Source organism: Flavobacterium flavipigmentatum (assembly GCF_020911905.1).
Classification (GTDB): Bacteria; Bacteroidota; Bacteroidia; order Flavobacteriales; family Flavobacteriaceae; genus Flavobacterium; species Flavobacterium flavipigmentatum.
In genome coordinates this window covers 2,299,182-2,318,844 of sequence record NZ_CP087133.1, presented here as the reverse complement: position 1 = coordinate 2,318,844, position 19,663 = coordinate 2,299,182, and the positions used below count along the sequence as shown (strand labels likewise).

Here is a 19,663-nt window from a genome sequence, read left to right as displayed (position 1 = left end):
ATTTAGGGAATAACGCTTTTCAAAACAGTGCTTTTTAACTTATCTAAAAACCCCAATACTATGAAAATTGCTACAATTGTTGTCCGAGTTTTAATTGGTCTTTTATTATTATTTGCTTCTATTACTTTTTTCTTCAAACTGGCGCCTGAGCCTGAAGCTACAGGAAATTTTAAAGCATTTAATATGGGTCTAGTCGCCTCAACTTACTTATTGCCATTAGCCAAATCAATCGAATTGCTGTGTGGTGTTGCTTTTTTGACAGGGCGTTATGTAACACTCGCTAATATTTTAATTCTACCTATTACGATTAATATTTTGTTTATTAATTATTTTTTGGCTCCAGAAGGATTGCCTATTGCAGCTTTATTATTTTTAGCCAATTTATTTTTAATTTACAGATATTGGGGTAATTACAAAAGTGTCTTTACAGCTTAAATTGTTTCAATTTCAGACATAAAAACCCGACATCAAGAAATGTCGGGTTTCTTGTTTATTGCGCTTTATCATGTTGTACCCAAACAAGATCTGAAACATTATAACCTATAACCTGAGCTTTTATAAGAAAATCTGCTTTTACACTTTCAGGCATTGTCGTTTCACGCGACAAAATCCACATGTATTTTAGATTTTCGCCTACCACCAAGGCATATTTATAATTCTCATCAACAGCAATTACATTATAACCAGCGTAAAAAGGACCAAAAAATGAGACTTTCAGCATACCTACATTGTCTTTTTTGACAAATTTGGCTTTTCCTATGCTTTGTTCCCACTTGTCTTTTCTGACATCATAGCCCTTGTTATCAACTTTTAATGTACCATTATCGTTCAGAGAATACTCGGCAGTTACATTGTTTAATCCTTTTTCGAATTTAAAATCTAGTCTGGCGATTTCATACCATTTACCTAAATATTTAGAGGTATCAAAATTAGTAACTGCGACCGCTTTTTTGGGTATAGTCGTTCCACAAGAATAGAGTGCAATAGCGACTCCTGCTCCTAATAATACAGGAACTATATATCTATTTTTCATAACATTTTCTTTTATTCTAATAAAGGTACCACCTTACTAAAAGAAATATTTTACAGAATTATTTTTATTTTTTACATATTTAAATGCACAAAAAAAACCGCTGGAAAAAATACTTCCAGCGGTTTAAAAATATGATTTAACGTCTATTACACGTGTAAAGCTCTGTTATCTGTTGCAGCCAATGCCGCTTCTTTTACCGCTTCCGCAAAAGTTGGGTGTGCGTGGCTCATTCTTGAAATATCTTCTGCAGATGCTTTAAATTCCATTGCAGTCACAGCTTCAGCAATCAAATCAGCGGTACGGGCACCAATCATGTGAACACCTAAAACCTCATCTGTTTTTGTATCAGCAATGATTTTTACGAATCCGTCTAAATCTCCACTAGCTCTTGCGCGACCCAAAGCTTTAAAAGGAAAGCTTCCTACTTTATATTCTGTTCCGGAAGCTTTTACCTGCTCTTCAGTTTGTCCAACTGCAGCAACTTCTGGCCAAGTATAAACTACACCAGGAATCAAATTATAATCGATATGTGGTTTTTGACCTGCTAAGATTTCAGCAACCATCGTTCCTTCTTCTTCGGCTTTGTGCGCCAGCATTGCTCCACGAACAACGTCTCCTATCGCATAAATATTCGGAACATTGGTTTGCAAATGATCGTTTACTTCTACTTGTCCTCTGTCTGAAATTTTTACTCCAGCTTTGTCAGCATTTAATCCGTCTGTGTAAGGACGACGACCAACAGAAACTAATGAATAATCTCCTTCAAGAGTGATTGTTTCTCCTTTTGCATTTTCAGCCTGAACCACAACAGCATCACCGTTTCTTTCTACTGATTTTACTTTGTGGGAAACATAAAATTTCATTCCTTGTTTTTTCAATACTTTTGTCAATTCTTTAGACAAAGCACTATCCATTCCGGGAATAATTCTATCCATAAATTCTACTACAGAAACTTGCGCTCCCAAACGTAAATATACTTGTCCAAGCTCGATTCCGATAACGCCTCCACCAATAATTACAAGGTGTTTTGGTACTTCTTTTAAGGCCAAAGCTTCTGTAGAAGTAATAATTCTTTCTTTATCAATTTTAATAAAAGGCAAAGAAGATGGTTTAGAACCTGTAGCAATTACAGCATATTTAGTTTCGATAGTTTCCGAAGTTCCATCTGCTTTTGCAACTGCAATGTGTGTTGCATCTACGAAAGAACCTAAACCTGTAAAAACAGTAATTTTATTTTTATCCATTAAGTAGTTGATTCCACCAACGGTTTGATCTACAACCGCTTGCTTACGTGCGATCATTTTCTCTAAATTGATTTTTACATCTCCCGAAACTTCAATTCCGTGGTCTGCAAAATGTGCAATTTCGGCATAATGATGAGAAGAAGATAACAATGCTTTTGAAGGAATACAACCTACGTTAAGGCACGTTCCTCCCAGCGAGTTATACTTTTCTACAATGGCTGTTTTGAAACCTAATTGTGCGCAACGAATTGCTGATACATATCCGCCTGGGCCTGAACCTATAATGACTACGTCAAATGAACTCATAGTTTGTCTATTTTATTTTTAGCGATACAAAATTAAGGAATAAAGTTTTGTTTAAAGTTTAAATCTCAATGTTTTTTGTATGAAATTTTGGTTGGAAGTTTTATAGTAAAGTATAAAAAGGTTTGCTAGGGTTTGTTTTCTGCCACAAAGACTCAAAGGCACAAAGTTTTATTTTGATTTTGAATATTATGAAAGAAGTTTTCACACAGATTTTGCGGATTAAGCAGATTTTTTTGTAAGAAAAATTTATACACAAACTTATCGTCATGAGGAACGAAGGACATCAACAAGTAAATCTACAAAGATTGGTAACATTCTTTTTAGAGCTTCTGGCGAAGATCCTTCGTTCCTCAGGATGACAAAAAGGGCGAAAAAAAAACTTTGAGACTTTGTGGCTGAGAATCTTTGCAGCAAAACCTCAAAAACTTAGCAACTCAGAACCTCCACAACTTAAAAAATAACCGTAGAATTCTTCACTTCATTAATCATAAACATGCTTTGTGTGCTTCCAATGTGTTGTAAGGTCGTGAGCTTGGTTACCAAAAATTCTCTGTAGGCTTCCATGTCTTTTACCAAAACTTTGAGGATATAATCATAGTCGCCGCTTACGTGATGACATTCTAAAACTTCGTTGAGCTGAATGACTTCGCTCTCGAATTTGGTCAGGAATTCTTTGGTATGCTGAATGAGTTTTAGATGACAGAACACGACAAAACCTCTTTCGATTTTGGTTTTATCGACCAGCGCTACATAGTTTTTGATGATGCCTTCTCGCTCTAACTTCTTGATTCGCTCATACACTGCAGTTACCGAAAGATTGAGTTTTAAGGACAATTCTTTGGTAGTTTTTTTGCTGTCGGTTTGCAGTAAAACCAGAAGTTTTTTATCGGTGGCGTCTAAAGTCATTTTTTGAAGTTGTGAGATGAAAGAAAATCTATTTATTGATTTTTTATAGAGTAAATTTAGAATAATAATCTAAACCATTTACTTTTTATTGTTTTAAAATCTAAATATAAAACATCTAGTTGATTATTTTTCTAATATAATGTTATTTTGAATGGATTTTGTTTTGAAAACAAGTGCCCTAGCCCTGATAGTAGTGGAAATCCTTTTGCTTTTTTCTTTAAAAAGCAAAAGATTGAAACGGATAGCAGGAAATAGCTTCTAAAAATTATAAATACTAACCTGAGGATGAGTTAGCTTAGGCTCAGTTCGCTGCGCTCGAGTGCTTCGTTCCTCGCAATGACATAAAAATGAAAGACTTTAACCCAGCAGATAAAATCCAGGATCTGCAATACTTTGGCGAATTTGGTGGTGTAAATCCGTCGATTTCTGATTCTTCGACCTATACTTTTCTATCGGCCAAAACCATGTTTGACACTTTTGAAGGCAACATGGAGGGCTGTTATTTGTATTCGCGCCATTCGTCGCCGAGTAATTTATACTTAGACCAGGCTTTAGCAGCGATGGAAGGCACAGAAACGGCGAATGTTTCGGCCTCTGGAATGGGTGCCATTACGCCTACTCTATTGCAACTTTGCAGCGCAGGCGATCATATTATCTCGAGCCGTACAATTTATGGAGGAACGTATGCTTTTTTGAAGAATTTCACACCTCGTTTCGGAATTGCAACCACGTTTGTAGACATTACAAAATTAGAGGTTGTAGAAGCGGCAATTACCGCTAAAACAAAGGTTTTATATTGCGAAACGGTGAGTAACCCGCTACTGGAAGTGGCTGATATTGCTGGATTGGCAAAGATTGCTAAAAAACATAATTTGAAGTTGGTTGTTGACAATACATTTTCGCCATTGTCTGTTTCGCCAGCCAAATTAGGCGCAGATATTGTGATTCATAGTTTGACAAAATACATTAACGGCAGCAGCGATACGGTTGGTGGTGTAACGTGTGCATCAAAAGATTTTATCAATTCGCTAAAAAATGTAAATTCTGGCGCAAGCATGCTTTTGGGCCCTACAATGGACAGTTTACGTTCTGCGAGTGTGATGAAAAATCTTCGTACGTTGCATATTCGTATCAAGCAACACAGTCATAACGCGCATTTTCTAGCGGATCAATTTGAAAAAGAGGGTCTAAAAACCGTTTATCCGGGACTAAAAAGCCATCCAAGCCACGAACTTTACAAAACAATGATCAATCCGGAATATGGTTTTGGCGGAATGCTGACTATTGACGTTGGAACTTTGGCTAAAGCCAATGAATTGATGGAATTGATGCAAGCCAAAAATTTAGGGTATTTGGCGGTGAGTTTAGGTTTCTACAAAACATTGTTCAGCGCTCCCGGAACTTCTACTTCTAGCGAGATCCCGATGGAAGAACAAAAGGAGATGGGACTGACCGATGGTTTGATTCGTTTTTCTATTGGTTTGGATAATGACATTCAGCGCACTTACGAGATGATGAAAGCTTGTATGATAGAATTGGGGATTTTAAATTAGACTAACTTAGATTTTAGACATCTTAGATTACTAAATTACAATTTTTCACCACGAATTGACAAATTTTTAAAACAAATTAATTTGTGAATTCGTGGTAATTTTTTTTACGAAATCAATATTGTACACCAATTTGTCATTTTGACAAAGGAGAAATCACACAAAATACGAAAAAACATAAAAAAACCGTTCTGATCAATCTCAGAACGGTTTTTTACATATAACTTTTTAGATATAACTTTTAACTTTCAACCTCTTCAACGAAGTTTAATTTACTGTTTTTTCTACTGTAAGTGAAGTAAATAAACAGACCAATTAATAGCCAGATTGTAAAGTAAATCCAGTTCCAAACGCTTAATTCGGCCATCATGTATAGGCAGCAGATAAGTCCTAAAAGTGGAATTAATGACAGGTTTTTTCTAAAAGCCCAAACGGCTAATCCAACCAAAACGATTAAGAAAATCCACATTGGAATTTTGTGTTTGAATAAACTGAACCCTGATTCGTATTTTAGCGAATCATTAATTGGCAATCCATTTACAACCTCAGCATATTTTGCGTCATCATCTTGATATTGACTCAATAAATGCTCTAAATCTGACGTTTCCGAAGTTTTTTTCTGAACGTTGATACTTTGCAAATAATCAAAAACTTTAGTCGATTCTTCTTTATTTAATGATGTTATAATCGTTGTGGCATCGTTGGTCTGTGCTTCATTATTTATAAAAGCCATAGTAGCTTTATTATTATAAGCAAAAGCATAATACAAACCCGCAATCATAAGGACTGGCATGATAAATTTTGAATTTACATACGGTGTTTTGAATTTTCCTCTCGGAATTTCAGGCTTATTTTGCAGTACTAAAACTCCCGCACATACCAACACAAAGGCAAATAAAGTCCCGATACTACATAAATCGGTTACCATTGTTAAATTTAAAAATAAAGCAGGAACCGCTACTACAAAACCTGTTACAATTGTAGCAAATGAGGGCGTTTTGTATTTTGGATGCACCGTAGAAAATTTCTTAGGCAAAAGACCATCTCGGCTCATACTCATCCAAATACGAGGTTGTCCCATTTGAAAAACCAACAAAACGCTCGCCATAGCAATTACGGCACTTACGGCAATAATTCCTGACATCCATTTTAAGTCTAATTTTTCAAAAACAAAAGCCAAAGGATCACCCACATTTAATTGGTTATAAGACACCATTCCGGTCAGAACTAATGCAATGGCAATATATAAAATCGTGCAAATAATAATCGCCCACATCATTCCGCGTGGTAAATCTCGTTGCGGATTTTTACATTCTTCGGCGGTTGTAGAGATAGCATCAAAACCTATATAAGCAAAGAAAACTGCCGAAACCCCTTTTAAAACGCCACTAACACCATTTGGCGCAAAGGGATCCCAATTGGCGGTATCTACATAAAACACACCCACCGCAATCACCAAAAGTACAATACATAGTTTGACAACGACCATTACATTACTGGCATTACGAGATTCTTTCATACCTCTGTAAACCAAAGCTGTAATCAAAACAATGATGAACAAAGCTGGCAAATCAGCCACAAAATGAAAAGAACCAATTGTTGGTGCCGTTGTCCAGGCAGTATAGGAGGCTTGCAAAGAAGCACTTAAATTTTCAAAAGCTTTACCACCCTGCATTAAAGAGGTTGCATCATTATAACCGTTTGAGGCCGTTAAATAATCCATCTGGATCCATTGCGGGAGATGAATTCCACCACTCTGGAGCAGTCCCGTAAAATAATCACTCCAAGATATGGCTACGGTAATGTTTCCTACGGCATATTCCATAATTAAAGCCCAACCGATAATCCATGCTATTATTTCACCAAATGCAACATACGAATACGTGTAGGCACTTCCTGAAACCGGAACCATCGAAGCAAATTCGGCGTAAGCAAAAGCAGCGAAACTACATGCTAAAGCCGTAAACAAAAACAAAAAAATAACCGCCGGACCACCGTCTGCACTAGCTTTTCCGATGGTACTAAAAATACCAGCTCCTACGATAGCCGCAATTCCAAATGCAGTTAAATCTCTCGTTGTCAGGTGTTTTCCTAACACATTATGACCATCTGCTTCGTTCTTTGCAACTTGTTTGAGAATATCTTGTACCGTTTTTTTTCGGAATAAACCTGATAATGCCATGTGTGGTTTTGCTTTTAAAATTAATTTATTTCGGTCTTTAGGGTTTTATTTTGCAAATAATGCAAAAATTATCCTGATTTCAAATATATAAAACGATTTTGTTTTATTCGAATATTTTTTTGATCATAAATTTAACTGATGAAACGGATTAAAACTGATTTTTCGTCACAAAGATTTAAGAAAGAACTGTACAAATTTATTTACTTCAATATTAATGAAGAGTTTACAGATATAAAATGTAACATTTCTCACAAATTGTTTACTAACATTTTAGTATTTAATCTAAAAGGTAAATTTATGAAAAAAATTTCAAGACGTTCATTTGTAAATAAATTTGGAGTTGGAGTTGGTGCTTCGGTTATTATGACAACCCTCCCTTCTTTTTTATCAGAATCGAAAAAAACTACAATCCCTTACACTGGAAAAAAATTAAATATAGCTCTTTGCGGCCTCGGAAATTATGCCACAATGCTAGCAGAAGGAATTCAAGCTTCTAAATATTGTCATCTTGCAGGAATAATAACAGGCACTACTGCAAAAGGTGAAAAATGGAAAACGCAATACGACATACCCGAAAAGAACATCTATAATTATCAAAATTTTGATGAGATTGTAAAAAACAAAGAAATAGACTTGGTTTATGTTGTTGTACCTAATGGTTTGCACAAAGAATTTGTAATTCGTGCTGCAAAAGCAGGAAAACATGTTATTACTGAAAAACCAATGGCGGTTACTGTCAATGATTGTGAAGAAATGATAAATGCTTGTAATCAAAATAATGTTCAATTGGCAATTGGATATCGTTTACATTATGAACCAACTCATCTTGAAATTAAACGATTAGGACAGGAAAAAGTTTTTGGGAAAATCAGATTTATAGAAGCTTCACTCGGTTATAAAACGTATGATAATCTTGACACCAAAACCATTGTAGATAAAAATGACAGAAACGAATGGCGTTTAAACAAAAAATTATCTGGTGGCGGCCCTTTGATGGATTTAGGCATTTATTGTATTCAAGCGAGTCGTTATATTTTAGGAGAAGAACCAATTGCAGTTACGGCTCAATTTGGTACTGTTAATGATAAAAATAGATTTTCTGAAACTGAGGAAAGTATTTCTTGGCAAATGGAATTTCCGAGTGGAGCGGTTGCAAATTGCAATACATCTTGCGGTTACAATATAGACAGACTTTATGCTTCTGCCGATGAAGGTTCCTTTGAATTAACCCCTGCTTTGAGTTACGGACCGTTTGAAGGAAAAACATCAAATGGAGTATTGAAATTTCCTGTAATAAATCAGCAACAAACTCAAATGGATGAAATTTGCAAATTACTCTTAGAAAATAAAAAATTGCCAAATCATATTACTGGCGAGGAAGGAATTAAAGACATTAAAGTAATTAATGCAATATATAAGTCTGCTGAGAGTGGAGAGAAAGTTTTTATAAAATGATTTTTACACAGATCAGAAGATTAAACAAATTACACAAATAGATTATTTTACGCTGATTTAGCAAATAATCTATTTGTATAAATTCGTTTTTTTTTACCTCATCTGCTTACCATTTATCACTTCAAACAACTTCTCAAAATAGTTACAGGATGTTGTGCCTCTCTGCTTGTTCCGTCATAAATTTGATGGCGGCAACTGGTTCCGGCAGCGGCTATTTTTATATTTTCGGCAGTGGCTCTCACTTTTGGAAATAAAGTGTCCTCACCCATTTGCATGCTTACACCATAATGTTCTTTTTCGTAACCAAAAGAACCCGCCATTCCGCAACATCCTGAATTATAAATGGTAACAACATTATTTATTGGCAAGTTCAACATAGCAAAAGTTGCCTCGATAGCACTTAATGATTTTTGATGACAATGACCATGAATTTTAATTTCTTTTTTTTCTGTCGAAAATGAATCTGCTGTAATATTGCCTGAAGTAATTTCGTTTTTGAAAAATTCTTCTATCGTAAAAGTACTTTTTGCTATTTTTTCAGCGGAAGCTTTATCATCTGCCAAACGTAAATACTCGTCTCTGAAGGTTAAGATTGCCGAAGGTTCTATTCCTATCAAAGGAACTTCTGAAGAAACCAGATCTTTAAAAATTTGAATATTTGTGTTGGCAATTTTTTTTGCCTGTTCTAAAAATCCTTTCGATAAATAGGCTCTTCCGCTTTCTTCGTGAGATATAACCAAAACTTCGTAACCCAAGTGAGATAATAACTCAAAAGCATCAATCCCGATATTTACGTCATAATAATTGGTAAATTCATCCACAAATAAATACACTCGCCCATTGGTAAAATTAGTGTTCTTATCCTTTGATTGAAAAGCAGCATGCCACTTCCTAAACGTTTTCCTGGCCAGCAAAGGAACCTCTCTTTCGGGTGCGATTCCCATCGTTTTTTTGACCAAAGACTGATTCGAAATAAAATTTGTAATTGAAGGAAACAAACTTCCCATTTTATTTAGTTTGGCGTTGTGAGCAAAAATTTTATTTCGGGTCGAGAATCCGTTTGCCTTTTGATATTGATATAAAAATTCAGCTTTCAGCGTTGCAACATCCACATTACTCGGGCATTCGCTCGCACAAGCTTTGCAACTCACACACAACTCAAAAACTTCATATAATTCTTTTTGGTCAAATTTATTTTCTTTTTCAGAATATGTCAAATATTCGCGCAACGCATTGGCTCTTGCACGGGTCGTTTCTTTTTCGTTTTTGGTAGCGCGATAACTCGGACACATCGCTCCTCCTGCCGATGGTAATTTTCTGCAATCGCCAGAACCGTTGCATTTTTCGGCGGCACGCAAAATCCCTAAACTATCAGAGAAATCCTGAAACGTTTTAATATTTGGTTCTACTCTACCGGATATCACACGATGGTTTTCATCCATTTTTAAGGCATTGACAATCTTCCCGATATTCAAAGCCGAGTTGGGATCGAATGCCAATTTAATTCGTTTTAATAATTCATAATTGGTGTCGCCAATCATAAACGGAATAAATTCGCCACGTACAATTCCGTCGCCGTGTTCACCGCTCAAAGAGCCACGGTATTTTTTGACCAAAATTGCCACATCGGTAGCAATAGTTCTAAATAATTTGAGATCGGATGTTTTCTTTAAATTCAAAACAGGTCGCAAGTGCAACTCGCCAGCCCCAGCATGCGCATAATAAATCGCTTCTTGACCATGCCGCAGCATCATCGCAGAGAATTCGGCAATATAATTGGGTAAATCACTCAATTCTACCGCTGTATCTTCAATAGAATCGGCCGCTTTATTGTCGCCCACAATGCTCCCTAAAAGTCCGAGACCTGCTTTACGAAGTTCATTGACTTTATCAATATCAGGACCGTAAATTTTTACCAGCGCATAACCAAAATTATTTTTTTCCAGATCTTCAATCAGAGCATTGGCTTGATTTTCGGCATCTTGCCTATCATGAGAAGCGACTTCAAACATCATAATTGCTTTTGGTTCTCCGACCAAAAAAAATCTATTTTTAAATTGCTCACGATTGGTTTTGGTACAATCTAAAATCGTATCATCGATCATTTCGCAAGTGTACAAATGATGTTTCATTGCCACTACCACAGATTCCAGCGATTCTTGAATGCTATGATAATGTGCCACCACCATAATATTATGGGCAGGTGGCAAATCATCTACTTTTAAGGTAACTTCGGTGGTAAAAGCAAGTGTTCCTTCGCTTCCACAAAGTAATTTACCTAAATTTATTGTTGGTTCGGTTCCTCCAAACAAATCCGATTTTAATAAAATATCGACCGCATAACCCGTATTTCTCCTGTGAATTTCGGGCTTAGGAAACTCTTTTATAATTTCTTCCTGCGTAGCTTTATTAGAAAGCTCTTCGTAAATGCTTTTGTAAATTTTATTTTCTAAAGTATCTCCTTTGGTTTTTTCGATAAATTCTTCCGAAGTCAACTCATTAAAAACAACTTCAGAACCATCACTCAAAATGGCTTTTATGGCAACAATTTTATCTCGGGTTACGCCGTAACGAATTGAAGTTGTTCCCGATGAATTATTTCCGACCATACCGCCAATCATACAACGATTAGAAGTCGAAGTATTAGGACCAAAAAAAACGCCATAAGGTTTTAAGAATAAATTTAGCTCATCGCGAATCACTCCGGGTTGTACCGTCACGGTTTTGTTTTCGAGATTGAAAGAAAGTATTTTAGTGAAATTTTTAGAAACATCTACCACAATTCCGTCGCCAACCGTCTGTCCCGCTAAAGAAGTTCCTGCTGTTCGTGGCGTAACCGAAACATGGTGTTTTGCGGCAAACCGAATCAGTTTACTAATATCTTCATTGGTTTTTGGTATGGCAACCGCTTTGGGCTTTATTCTATACACCGAGGCATCGGTAGAATATAGGGTTTTATGTAGGTCATCGTATAAAAGTGTTCCTTCTAAAGATGCTGATAATTGCTGTAACTCCTTATTTATTGACATTATATACTAAATTTATTGCCTAAAACTGGTTAAATACTTGTATTACGAGTACAAAAATACTGTAATTTCAATTGTTAATTGATACTTCATAAAGATTAAAAAAATAACGTTTAAATCCTTTTAAAACCGTAAATTTCGTTAAACTCAAATCTTTAATTTTATCCTGTATCTTTTATTTAGATTTCCAGCATTTAGCTCAAATGCTGTACGATTGTCTCGCATAAACCAACATCTCACTAATGCAACGATCACTTGGTTTTCAATCCTAAATAAATAAAATAGATCCTTTTTACTGAACTTGTTTTTCTATTCACTAATTGCAGAAAAACGCACTTTATCTAGTTTTTTAAATTTCCTTTGATAATAATACCTTTTTTACTTTAAATATTACTACACAAAGACAGATTTACATCTTAAACAATAGCAATCCTGATAGTTATCTGAAGCCATTTGATATGATTATTCTAATTAAAATTTGTCCATATATTAAAAAAAAAGCGTTTAATTCTCTTATAATCGAATGTTATTTTTTACGTAATTATACTGAATAATAATTATTTAAAGTTTAAAAAACAGCTTTTTTATTCTTTTTTTACTTGTCGAAAATGAAATAGGCTATTTTAATTACTCATAATACTCAACTTGTATCTGAATTTTAAAAAAGATACAATAAATTTTAAAAATTTAAGATCCTCAAATCACTATTACTTTTATACAAACAACAATTCTAATTTTAAAAGTATTGTTAATTTATATTGAAAAAAGGCAAATATACTATAAAAATTAAATTTTAATGCAAATAAATGCGTTTTTTAAGCTAATTAAAATAAAATAAAGCACAATAACGCAATTAAGCCTCCAAATTAAGTCATTCTAAAAATTTTAACAATTATAATTTAGTGTTTATTTTTTAAATGCATTTTTTTGCATTATTTAATATTTAAAACAAAAATATTGCATAAAATCGCATTTTATTAAAATTATCTATATATTTGCTTACTAACCATAAATAACTAACATCTTATGAAAAAAATTCTCCTCTTTTCATTGTTGTTTTTTCTCGTACAAATAACATTTGCGCAAACAAAGACAATCTCTGGAATCGTTAAAAACAAGGCCGATGGGATCCCTATACCCGGTGTTACCATATTGATAAAAGGCACAAAGACAAGTGCTGTCACTGATTTTGATGGTAAATATTCGATAAACGCTAACCTAACAGATATCCTTATCATTAGCTATATCGGATTTGAAACAAAAGAAATTAAAGCAACCGATCCAGCATCCAACATCTCCTTATCAGAAAGTATTGAAACTCTGAATAATGTTACTGTTGTGGGCTCGATGGGTATCGTACGTAACAAATCTTCGCTTGGATATTCTGTGCAGGAAGTAAAAGGCAAAGATATTGCAGACACACAACGTCCTAACTTTGCTAATGCTTTGCAAGGTCGTATTGCAGGTCTTACCGTAACGAGTTCGACTGGTGCTCCCGGCGCTTCGGCAGCAATTCAGTTAAGAGGTGTAAACTCATTAAGCGGCAACAACTCTCCTCTGTATGTAGTGGATGGTTTACCCGTAAATAACGAAACATTGAGTCAAGAGTTATTGATTTCTAACGCTCCAAACAGAAATCAGGATTATACTAATAGGGGCGCAGACATAAATCCTGAAGATATTGAATCTGTGGTAATACTTAAAGGCCCAGAGGCAGCAGCACTTTATGGTATGCAAGCGGGTAACGGAGCTATTGTAATTACCACCAAAAAAGGTAAAAACGGAACCGGCAGACTGACCTACTCTAACAACACCCGATTTGAAACGTTGTATCGTTTTCCGGACATTCAAACAACTTATCAGCGAGGTGGTGACGGAATAACCAATACTGATTACCGAAGACAATTTGGCGCCCCTTATGAACCGGGAACACAATTTTATAATAATGTTGAGAATTTCTTCAAAACCGGAGTTTCAAAAACACATAATATTTCTTTTGAAGCTGGTACGGAGACAACATCATACCGATTATCTGTTTCTAATTTAGAACAGGAAGGCGTTACTCCTAATACAGGATACAGTCGCTTGACAGCAAATTTAAATGCTTCTGCAAAAATATCTTCAAAATTAAAATCAGAAGGCACATTCAATTTTACAAAATCAGACAACCAAAAAGCATCCAAAGGAGGAGCCGGAGGCCTTGCTTCAAGTTTTACTACGGGATATTTATTATCACTATTGACTTGGCCTGCCAATGATAATGCTCAAAATTATTTGAATCCCGACGGAAGCAGGCGAAAAATCACTTCCGGTACATTAGATACTGAGACAGATAACCCTTTTTGGGATGTAAATAAAAATCTGGCAGAAGACTTTAACAATCGTTTTATTACCAATGTTGGCTTGATTTATGACCCGTATTCGTGGCTTAACTTAACCGGTCGTGTAGGTTGGGATGTCAATTCTGCTCAGGGTTACAGATCTATTCACCCAGAATCTGCCGCAGGTATTACTCCCGGTGGTTTTATCGAAAGTTATTACGCCAATACCAGTAACCTAAACACCACTTTTTTAGCAACAGGTAAAGCATCCTTTGGTAAATTTAATACCAAATTAATGATCGGTAATGCCATTAATGACAATTATTACAGAATTTTATCTACAACAGGAACCAAGTTTTTTGATCCTAACTTTAATTCTATCAATAATACCGACGCCACTACCCAAAGATCACAGGAAAGAATTATTCAGAGTCGCGTTATTGGTTTTTTCTCCGAATTTAATTTAGATTATAATAAAATTGCTTTTTTAAACTTAACAGGCCGTAAAGACTGGACTTCTGTACTAAAAGATCCTTTTTTCTACCCTTCTGTCTCAAGTAGTTTTGTCTTTACTAACTTACCCGTTTTAAAAGGAAAAGAAATCTTATCCTATGGTAAATTGAGAGCTTCCTATGCAGAAGCAGCCAATATTCCTTCACCGTATTCTTCTGAGCCTGTTTTTACTCCCCAAGGAACCACAGACGGCGGTTATGGGTATGGCGTAACAGGTGCCAACCCAAATTTAGTTCCTGAGTTTCGTTTGGCTTATGAATTTGGTGCCGAATTAAAATTCTTAAACGATCGTATAGGATTAGACGTTACGGTTTACAGCACCAAAACGGTTGACCCGATTTTAAAAAATATGCGTTTGAGTTACGGAACCGGATTTGTTCTTACTTCGGCTAATTTCGGAGATTTAAGAAATGAAGGTTTAGAGATTACCCTGAATGCCTCTCCTGTAAAAGGTGAAAAATTTTCTTGGGATGTAATGGCTAATTTTAATAAAACCCGTTCAAAGGTACTAAACCTTCCTGCTGTTGTTTCAGAATACTATGTATCAGACACATGGCTTTACGGAAACGTACGTGGCGGAGTAGTAGTCGGCGGGCCAACAACTACGCTGACTGGTGTTGATTATTTACGAAATAATGCCGGACAGCCTCTTATTGATCCTAACACAGGTTTTGCTCTTAAAGATCCAAATTTTAAAGTTGTAGGTGATCGAAATCCTGATTTTGTGATTGGCCTTCAAAACACTTTTACTTACAAAAACCTGAGCTTATCTTTTCTATTAGACATTCGAAAAGGCGGCGATGTCTTTAATGGAACAGAGTTTTACTTGTACCAAAACGGATTATCTACCCGAACTTTAAACAGAGATCAAACTATTGTAGTACAGGGAATCCTGAGAGATGGTCTGGAAAATACTGCTAATCCAACGCAAAATAATATTCCGATTAGGCCTATCGTTCAAAACGAATATTACAGATCAGGTGGTGTAGATGCCGATTTTATAGAAAAAGACATCAATTGGCTGCGCATGAGAGACATTACGTTGAGCTACCAAATGCCGTCAGAAGTACTAAAGAAAACATTTATTAACTCACTTTCTTTAAATTTAACCATGACCGACTTGTTTATGATAACAAATTACACAGGCGCAGACCCTGCGGTAAACGGAACAAATGCCTCTACAGGAGGTGCCGGCGGTACTGGTTTTGATTATGGAGCAATTTCGACTCCAAGAGGTATAAACTTAGGATTGAGAATTGGACTTTAATAACTAAAATGATGAAAAACATAAAAAAATATATTGCTGCGTTTGGGCTTATGGCCACAATCGTTTCTTGCGAAAACTTAGAAGAGTTAAACGTAAACCCAAGTTTTCCTGTAGATGTATCTGCAACAGCTTTGATGCCGCCAATCGAGCAACAAATGGCGGTAGGTTTGCAATTTGACAACCGTATTTTAGGAAGATATATACAAAATTTTAGTATTGCAACTGTTAATACGGCGGGATCTCAATGGGACCAATACGGCTATCAGGCCAATAGTGATGTTGGAGGAGAAATCTGGAAAATGGCCTATTTTTCGATAGGACTTAACCTAAGCAAACTTCAGGAAAAAGCCATTGCCGAAGAGCGTCATGACATTACAGGAATTTCAAAAATTATTAGGGCATGGTCGTGGCAGGTGGCCACCGATTATCATTCAGAATTAATAGATTTTGATCAGGTGTTTACGCAACGCCTTTCTTTTGATTATGTAGGTCAAGAAAAAGTATATGCAGAAGTCGTTCGTCTTTTAAATGAGGGTGTATCAGATTTGGCACGTACAGATGGAAATGTTTCGCAAACGTATACCGCCGGTGGAGATAAAATGTACGGTGGAGACAGATCGAAATGGGTGAAATTTGCTTATGGAGTTTTGGCCCGTAACTTAAACAACCAAATTAACAAAGCAAGCTATAATCCTGATAAAGTAATCGAATATTGCGATAAATCTTTGGCTTCAAACGCAGATAATGCTTTAATTAGATACAATGGTACAATAGCTGCCGATATCAATTTTTACGGTCCAGGAAGAAGCAATTTTAATACTTTTCGCCAAACTGATTTTGCCGTAAGAACTATGAACGGAATCATTTTTGGTGGAGCGGTAGATCCGCGTATGTCAAGAGTTTTAGTACCTTCTGTAGGCGCTTCTGAAACGGCGCCTGCATCTGCTACAGCTCCCGATCCTACAAAATATACTTTTAATGGAAATCCTTTAAACACGACCGCTTCTACAGCTGCTACCAACGTGAGTAGGATTCCGAACTTCTGGGGTACTTATACAGTGGGAACTCAAGCTAATCCGGGAAGATATTTATTTAGAGACAAAGCCAATTTCCCTTTAATGACGTATGCCGAAATTCAGTTTATAAAAGCCGAAGCCGCTTTTATAAAAGGTGATAAAGCATTAGCCATAGACGCATACAAAAAAGGAATAGATGCCAGTATCGATTTTGTAAATGCTAATACCGTTGTGAGTACTACTTTCCCTATCACAACAACTATATCCGCTACAGAAAAATCTAATTTTTTAGCGAATACAAATATTGTTCCGTTGGCAAATGATTTGACTTTAAGTCATATTATGCTTCAAAAATATGTGGCCTTATTTGGTTTCGGAATGTTAGAAACCTGGACAGACATGCGCAAATATCATTACGACAACCAAAACATTTACAAAACAATGAGTTACACTCCAAACGGAGGATTATTTGTTGATAATGGAGGTAAAATGCCTTATAGAGTTCGTCCGAGATTCAACTCAGAATATGTTTGGAACTTTGAAGCACTAAAAGCTATTGGCGCTGATAAAGTAGATTATCACACTTTAGAAATGTGGTTCTCGAAACCATAATTCATTAAAAATTTAAACTTTGAATCAATGAAAAATATAGTTAACATCATAAAAAAATCGATCCTTCCACTTCTTGGATTTGTATTGCTTACGGCATGCGATGACGAACACGACTTTACTCCCTATGAAAATTCTGAAATCCCTGCAAATTCTGCCAATGTAAAATTTATTCATGCTGTGGTGGGCCCCAACGGAACCAATTTTTCGGTAAATTATTTCTTAGGTGCAGACAAAATTTCGGGTGCGATGGCTTCTGGAGCTCAATATCCAATACCTGCCAATTATGCTTTGGTAAAATCTGGCACACAACCTTTGAGTGTGCGGACTACAGCCACAACGCCAGTAACGGTTTTTGAAGGAAGCCTTACTACAGAACTCGGAAAATATTACAGTAATTTTCTAGTGGCAACCCCACCATCCGTTACGCCTCCTGTGTATTCTACTTATCAAATTAATGATGATTTATCTGTAGCCAACCTAGACAAAACCAAAGCCTATATTCGTTTTATCAACGTAATAAGCAATACGCCTGCAGCTGGTTACGATTTAGGACTTATTAAAGAAACTTCTCTCGCGGGAACTGCAGCAGGTGCTATCACGACAAAAGAAGTGTACACCTACAGAAATGTAACTTTTAAAGGTGGTGACGAAAAATTTGTTGCCATAGAAGCACAAGTAGGAACTGATAGCAGAGGGTACCAAATACAACTTCGTACAGCTGGCGCTCCTGCCAATCTTCCCGGAGCCACCGTTGTAGCCAATCAAGCCAACTCGGGAACAGGCATTTTTGTGCCGAGAGCAGGTAGAATTTATACCATTTATTGCCGAGGGATTGTCGATGGTTTACCTGCAGGTTCTACAACAAACAAGCCTACCATAAGTTGGTACACCAATAAATAATTGATATCAAAAAGTAAGATTCTCTCTAGAAACTCCTAAAGAGAATCTTAACTTTATATTTTACAAATGTTTAGATTTTCGATTACCAAACCATCACTAAACTTTTCTATCATGTTTCGAATTTTAAAAAAAATCACTCCCCTATTTTTATTATTTCCTATTCTATTATTTTCAAATTTACTACGGCCATCCGAAAATAATAGTATTAGTCCAAATACTGAAATTAAAACGGGTGCTGATCATTTTGAAAAATACCTGCCTTTATTAAAAGACAAAAAAGTTGGAATCGTGACCAATCAAACAGGTCTTTTATCTACAAAAATTCATTTGGTCGATTTTTTATTAGAGCAAAACATAACCATTCAGACCATTTTTGCTCCAGAACATGGCTTTAGAGGAACTGCAGATGCCGGCGAAGAAGTCGTTGACGGAAAAGACACCAAAACTGGCCTGAATATTATTTCTCTTTACGGAGACAACAAAAAACCAAAACCTGAACAATTAAAAAACATTGATATAATTGTTTTTGATATCCAAGATGTGGGTGCCCGATTCTACACTTACATTTCTTCTCTTCATTATGTGATGGAGGCTTGCGCCGAAAATAACATTCCGATGATCATTCTCGACAGACCCAATCCCAACAGAAGCATTATCGATGGACCGACTTTAGAAAAAGAATATACCAGTTTTGTAGGCATGCATCCGATTCCGGTGTTGCACGGCATGACGATTGGCGAATACGGTCAAATGATCAACGGCGAAAAATGGCTGAAAAATGGTGTAAATTGCCCACTTACCGTGATTCCGTGTTCCAATTATAATCGAAAAATGAGTTACCGTTTATTAGCAAAACCATCCCCAAACTTGCCAAATGATCAATCGATAAATCTATATGCCAGTTTGTGTTTTTTTGAAGGAACCAATGTGAGCGTTGGCCGCGGTACCGAAAAACAATTTCAAATTTACGGCTCTCCCTTTTTACCAAAAAGTGGTTTCATTTTTACGCCCAAACCTAATTTTGGTTCTAAAACGCCACCTTATAATGGAGAAATTTGTTTTGGAAAAGATTTATCAAAAACACCAAAACTAACCCGCTTAGAACTTAAATGGCTAATCGAAGCCTATCAAAAATCATCTGATCAATTGAAGTTTTTTACACCCTTTTTTACAAAACTTGCAGGAACAAAAAAATTGCAGGAACAAATTGAGAAAGGAGTTTCAGAAGCCGAAATTCGCAATAGCTGGAAGAATGATTTAGAACAATTTAAGAAAAAAAGAGCCCCTTATTTACTGTACGACTAAACCTTTTTTAGAGTAAAAAACAATGCA

12 protein-coding genes are annotated in these 19,663 nt (G+C 35.9%); 7 read left to right on the top strand and 5 right to left on the bottom strand.

The features are described from left to right. The first annotated feature begins 60 nt into the window (after nucleotides 1–60). The gene (locus LNP22_RS10110; RefSeq protein ID WP_210665531.1) at nucleotides 61–435 is read left to right on the top strand and encodes a DoxX family membrane protein; all 375 of its coding nucleotides are present in this window, start codon (nucleotides 61–63) and stop codon (nucleotides 433–435) included. A gap of 55 nt (nucleotides 436–490) precedes the next feature. Here LNP22_RS10110 and LNP22_RS10105 read toward each other — a convergent pair whose 3' ends face one another. From LNP22_RS10105 to LNP22_RS10095, 3 genes are all read right to left on the bottom strand, one after another. Next, entirely contained in the window at nucleotides 491–1,033 is a 543-nt protein-coding gene (locus LNP22_RS10105; protein WP_229973346.1) for a lipocalin family protein, read from the bottom strand. A 146-nt stretch (nucleotides 1,034–1,179) separates the two neighbouring features. Next, entirely contained in the window at nucleotides 1,180–2,583 is a 1,404-nt protein-coding gene (gene lpdA / locus LNP22_RS10100) for a dihydrolipoyl dehydrogenase (RefSeq protein WP_229973345.1), read from the bottom strand. Between the two features lie 450 nt (nucleotides 2,584–3,033). Beyond that, on the bottom strand, nucleotides 3,034–3,489 hold the full coding sequence (locus LNP22_RS10095) for an Lrp/AsnC family transcriptional regulator (protein WP_229973344.1): 456 nt from the start codon (nucleotides 3,487–3,489) through the stop codon (nucleotides 3,034–3,036). 347 nt (nucleotides 3,490–3,836) lie between these two features. Here LNP22_RS10095 and LNP22_RS10090 point away from each other — a divergent pair, with 347 nt between their 5' ends. Further along, nucleotides 3,837–5,042: an aminotransferase class I/II-fold pyridoxal phosphate-dependent enzyme gene (locus LNP22_RS10090; RefSeq protein WP_229973343.1), complete on the top strand. Its 1,206-nt coding sequence runs from the start codon at nucleotides 3,837–3,839 to the stop codon at nucleotides 5,040–5,042. Nucleotides 5,043–5,280: 238 nt separating this feature from the next. Here the strand turns inward: LNP22_RS10090 and LNP22_RS10085 are convergent, their stop codons facing one another. After that, nucleotides 5,281–7,221: an amino acid permease gene (locus LNP22_RS10085; protein ID WP_229973342.1), complete on the bottom strand. Its 1,941-nt coding sequence runs from the start codon at nucleotides 7,219–7,221 to the stop codon at nucleotides 5,281–5,283. A gap of 297 nt (nucleotides 7,222–7,518) precedes the next feature. On the opposite strand from LNP22_RS10085, the gene LNP22_RS10080 reads away from it, so the two are divergent. Next, on the top strand, nucleotides 7,519–8,676 hold the full coding sequence (locus LNP22_RS10080; protein WP_229973341.1) for a Gfo/Idh/MocA family protein: 1,158 nt from the start codon (nucleotides 7,519–7,521) through the stop codon (nucleotides 8,674–8,676). A 116-nt stretch (nucleotides 8,677–8,792) separates the two neighbouring features. On the opposite strand, the gene LNP22_RS10075 is transcribed toward LNP22_RS10080, so the two are convergent. Then, entirely contained in the window at nucleotides 8,793–11,705 is a 2,913-nt protein-coding gene (locus tag LNP22_RS10075; RefSeq protein ID WP_229973340.1) for an FAD-binding and (Fe-S)-binding domain-containing protein, read from the bottom strand. 1,023 nt (nucleotides 11,706–12,728) lie between these two features. Between LNP22_RS10075 and LNP22_RS10070 the strand changes: the two genes are divergently transcribed. From LNP22_RS10070 to LNP22_RS10055, 4 genes are all read left to right on the top strand, one after another. Beyond that, nucleotides 12,729–15,803, top strand: a complete 3,075-nt coding sequence (locus LNP22_RS10070) for a SusC/RagA family TonB-linked outer membrane protein (protein WP_229973339.1) — start codon at nucleotides 12,729–12,731, stop codon at nucleotides 15,801–15,803. Nucleotides 15,804–15,814: 11 nt separating this feature from the next. After that, nucleotides 15,815–17,431 carry a SusD/RagB family nutrient-binding outer membrane lipoprotein gene (locus LNP22_RS10065; RefSeq protein WP_229973338.1) on the top strand — a complete coding sequence of 539 codons (1,617 nt, stop codon included), beginning with the start codon at nucleotides 15,815–15,817 and terminating at the stop codon, nucleotides 17,429–17,431. A 27-nt stretch (nucleotides 17,432–17,458) separates the two neighbouring features. Then, entirely contained in the window at nucleotides 17,459–18,331 is an 873-nt protein-coding gene (locus tag LNP22_RS10060) for a DUF4397 domain-containing protein (protein WP_229973337.1), read from the top strand. Nucleotides 18,332–18,442: 111 nt separating this feature from the next. After that, nucleotides 18,443–19,636, top strand: a complete 1,194-nt coding sequence (locus tag LNP22_RS10055) for an exo-beta-N-acetylmuramidase NamZ family protein (RefSeq protein WP_229973336.1) — start codon at nucleotides 18,443–18,445, stop codon at nucleotides 19,634–19,636. The last annotated feature ends 27 nt before the right edge of the window (nucleotides 19,637–19,663 follow it).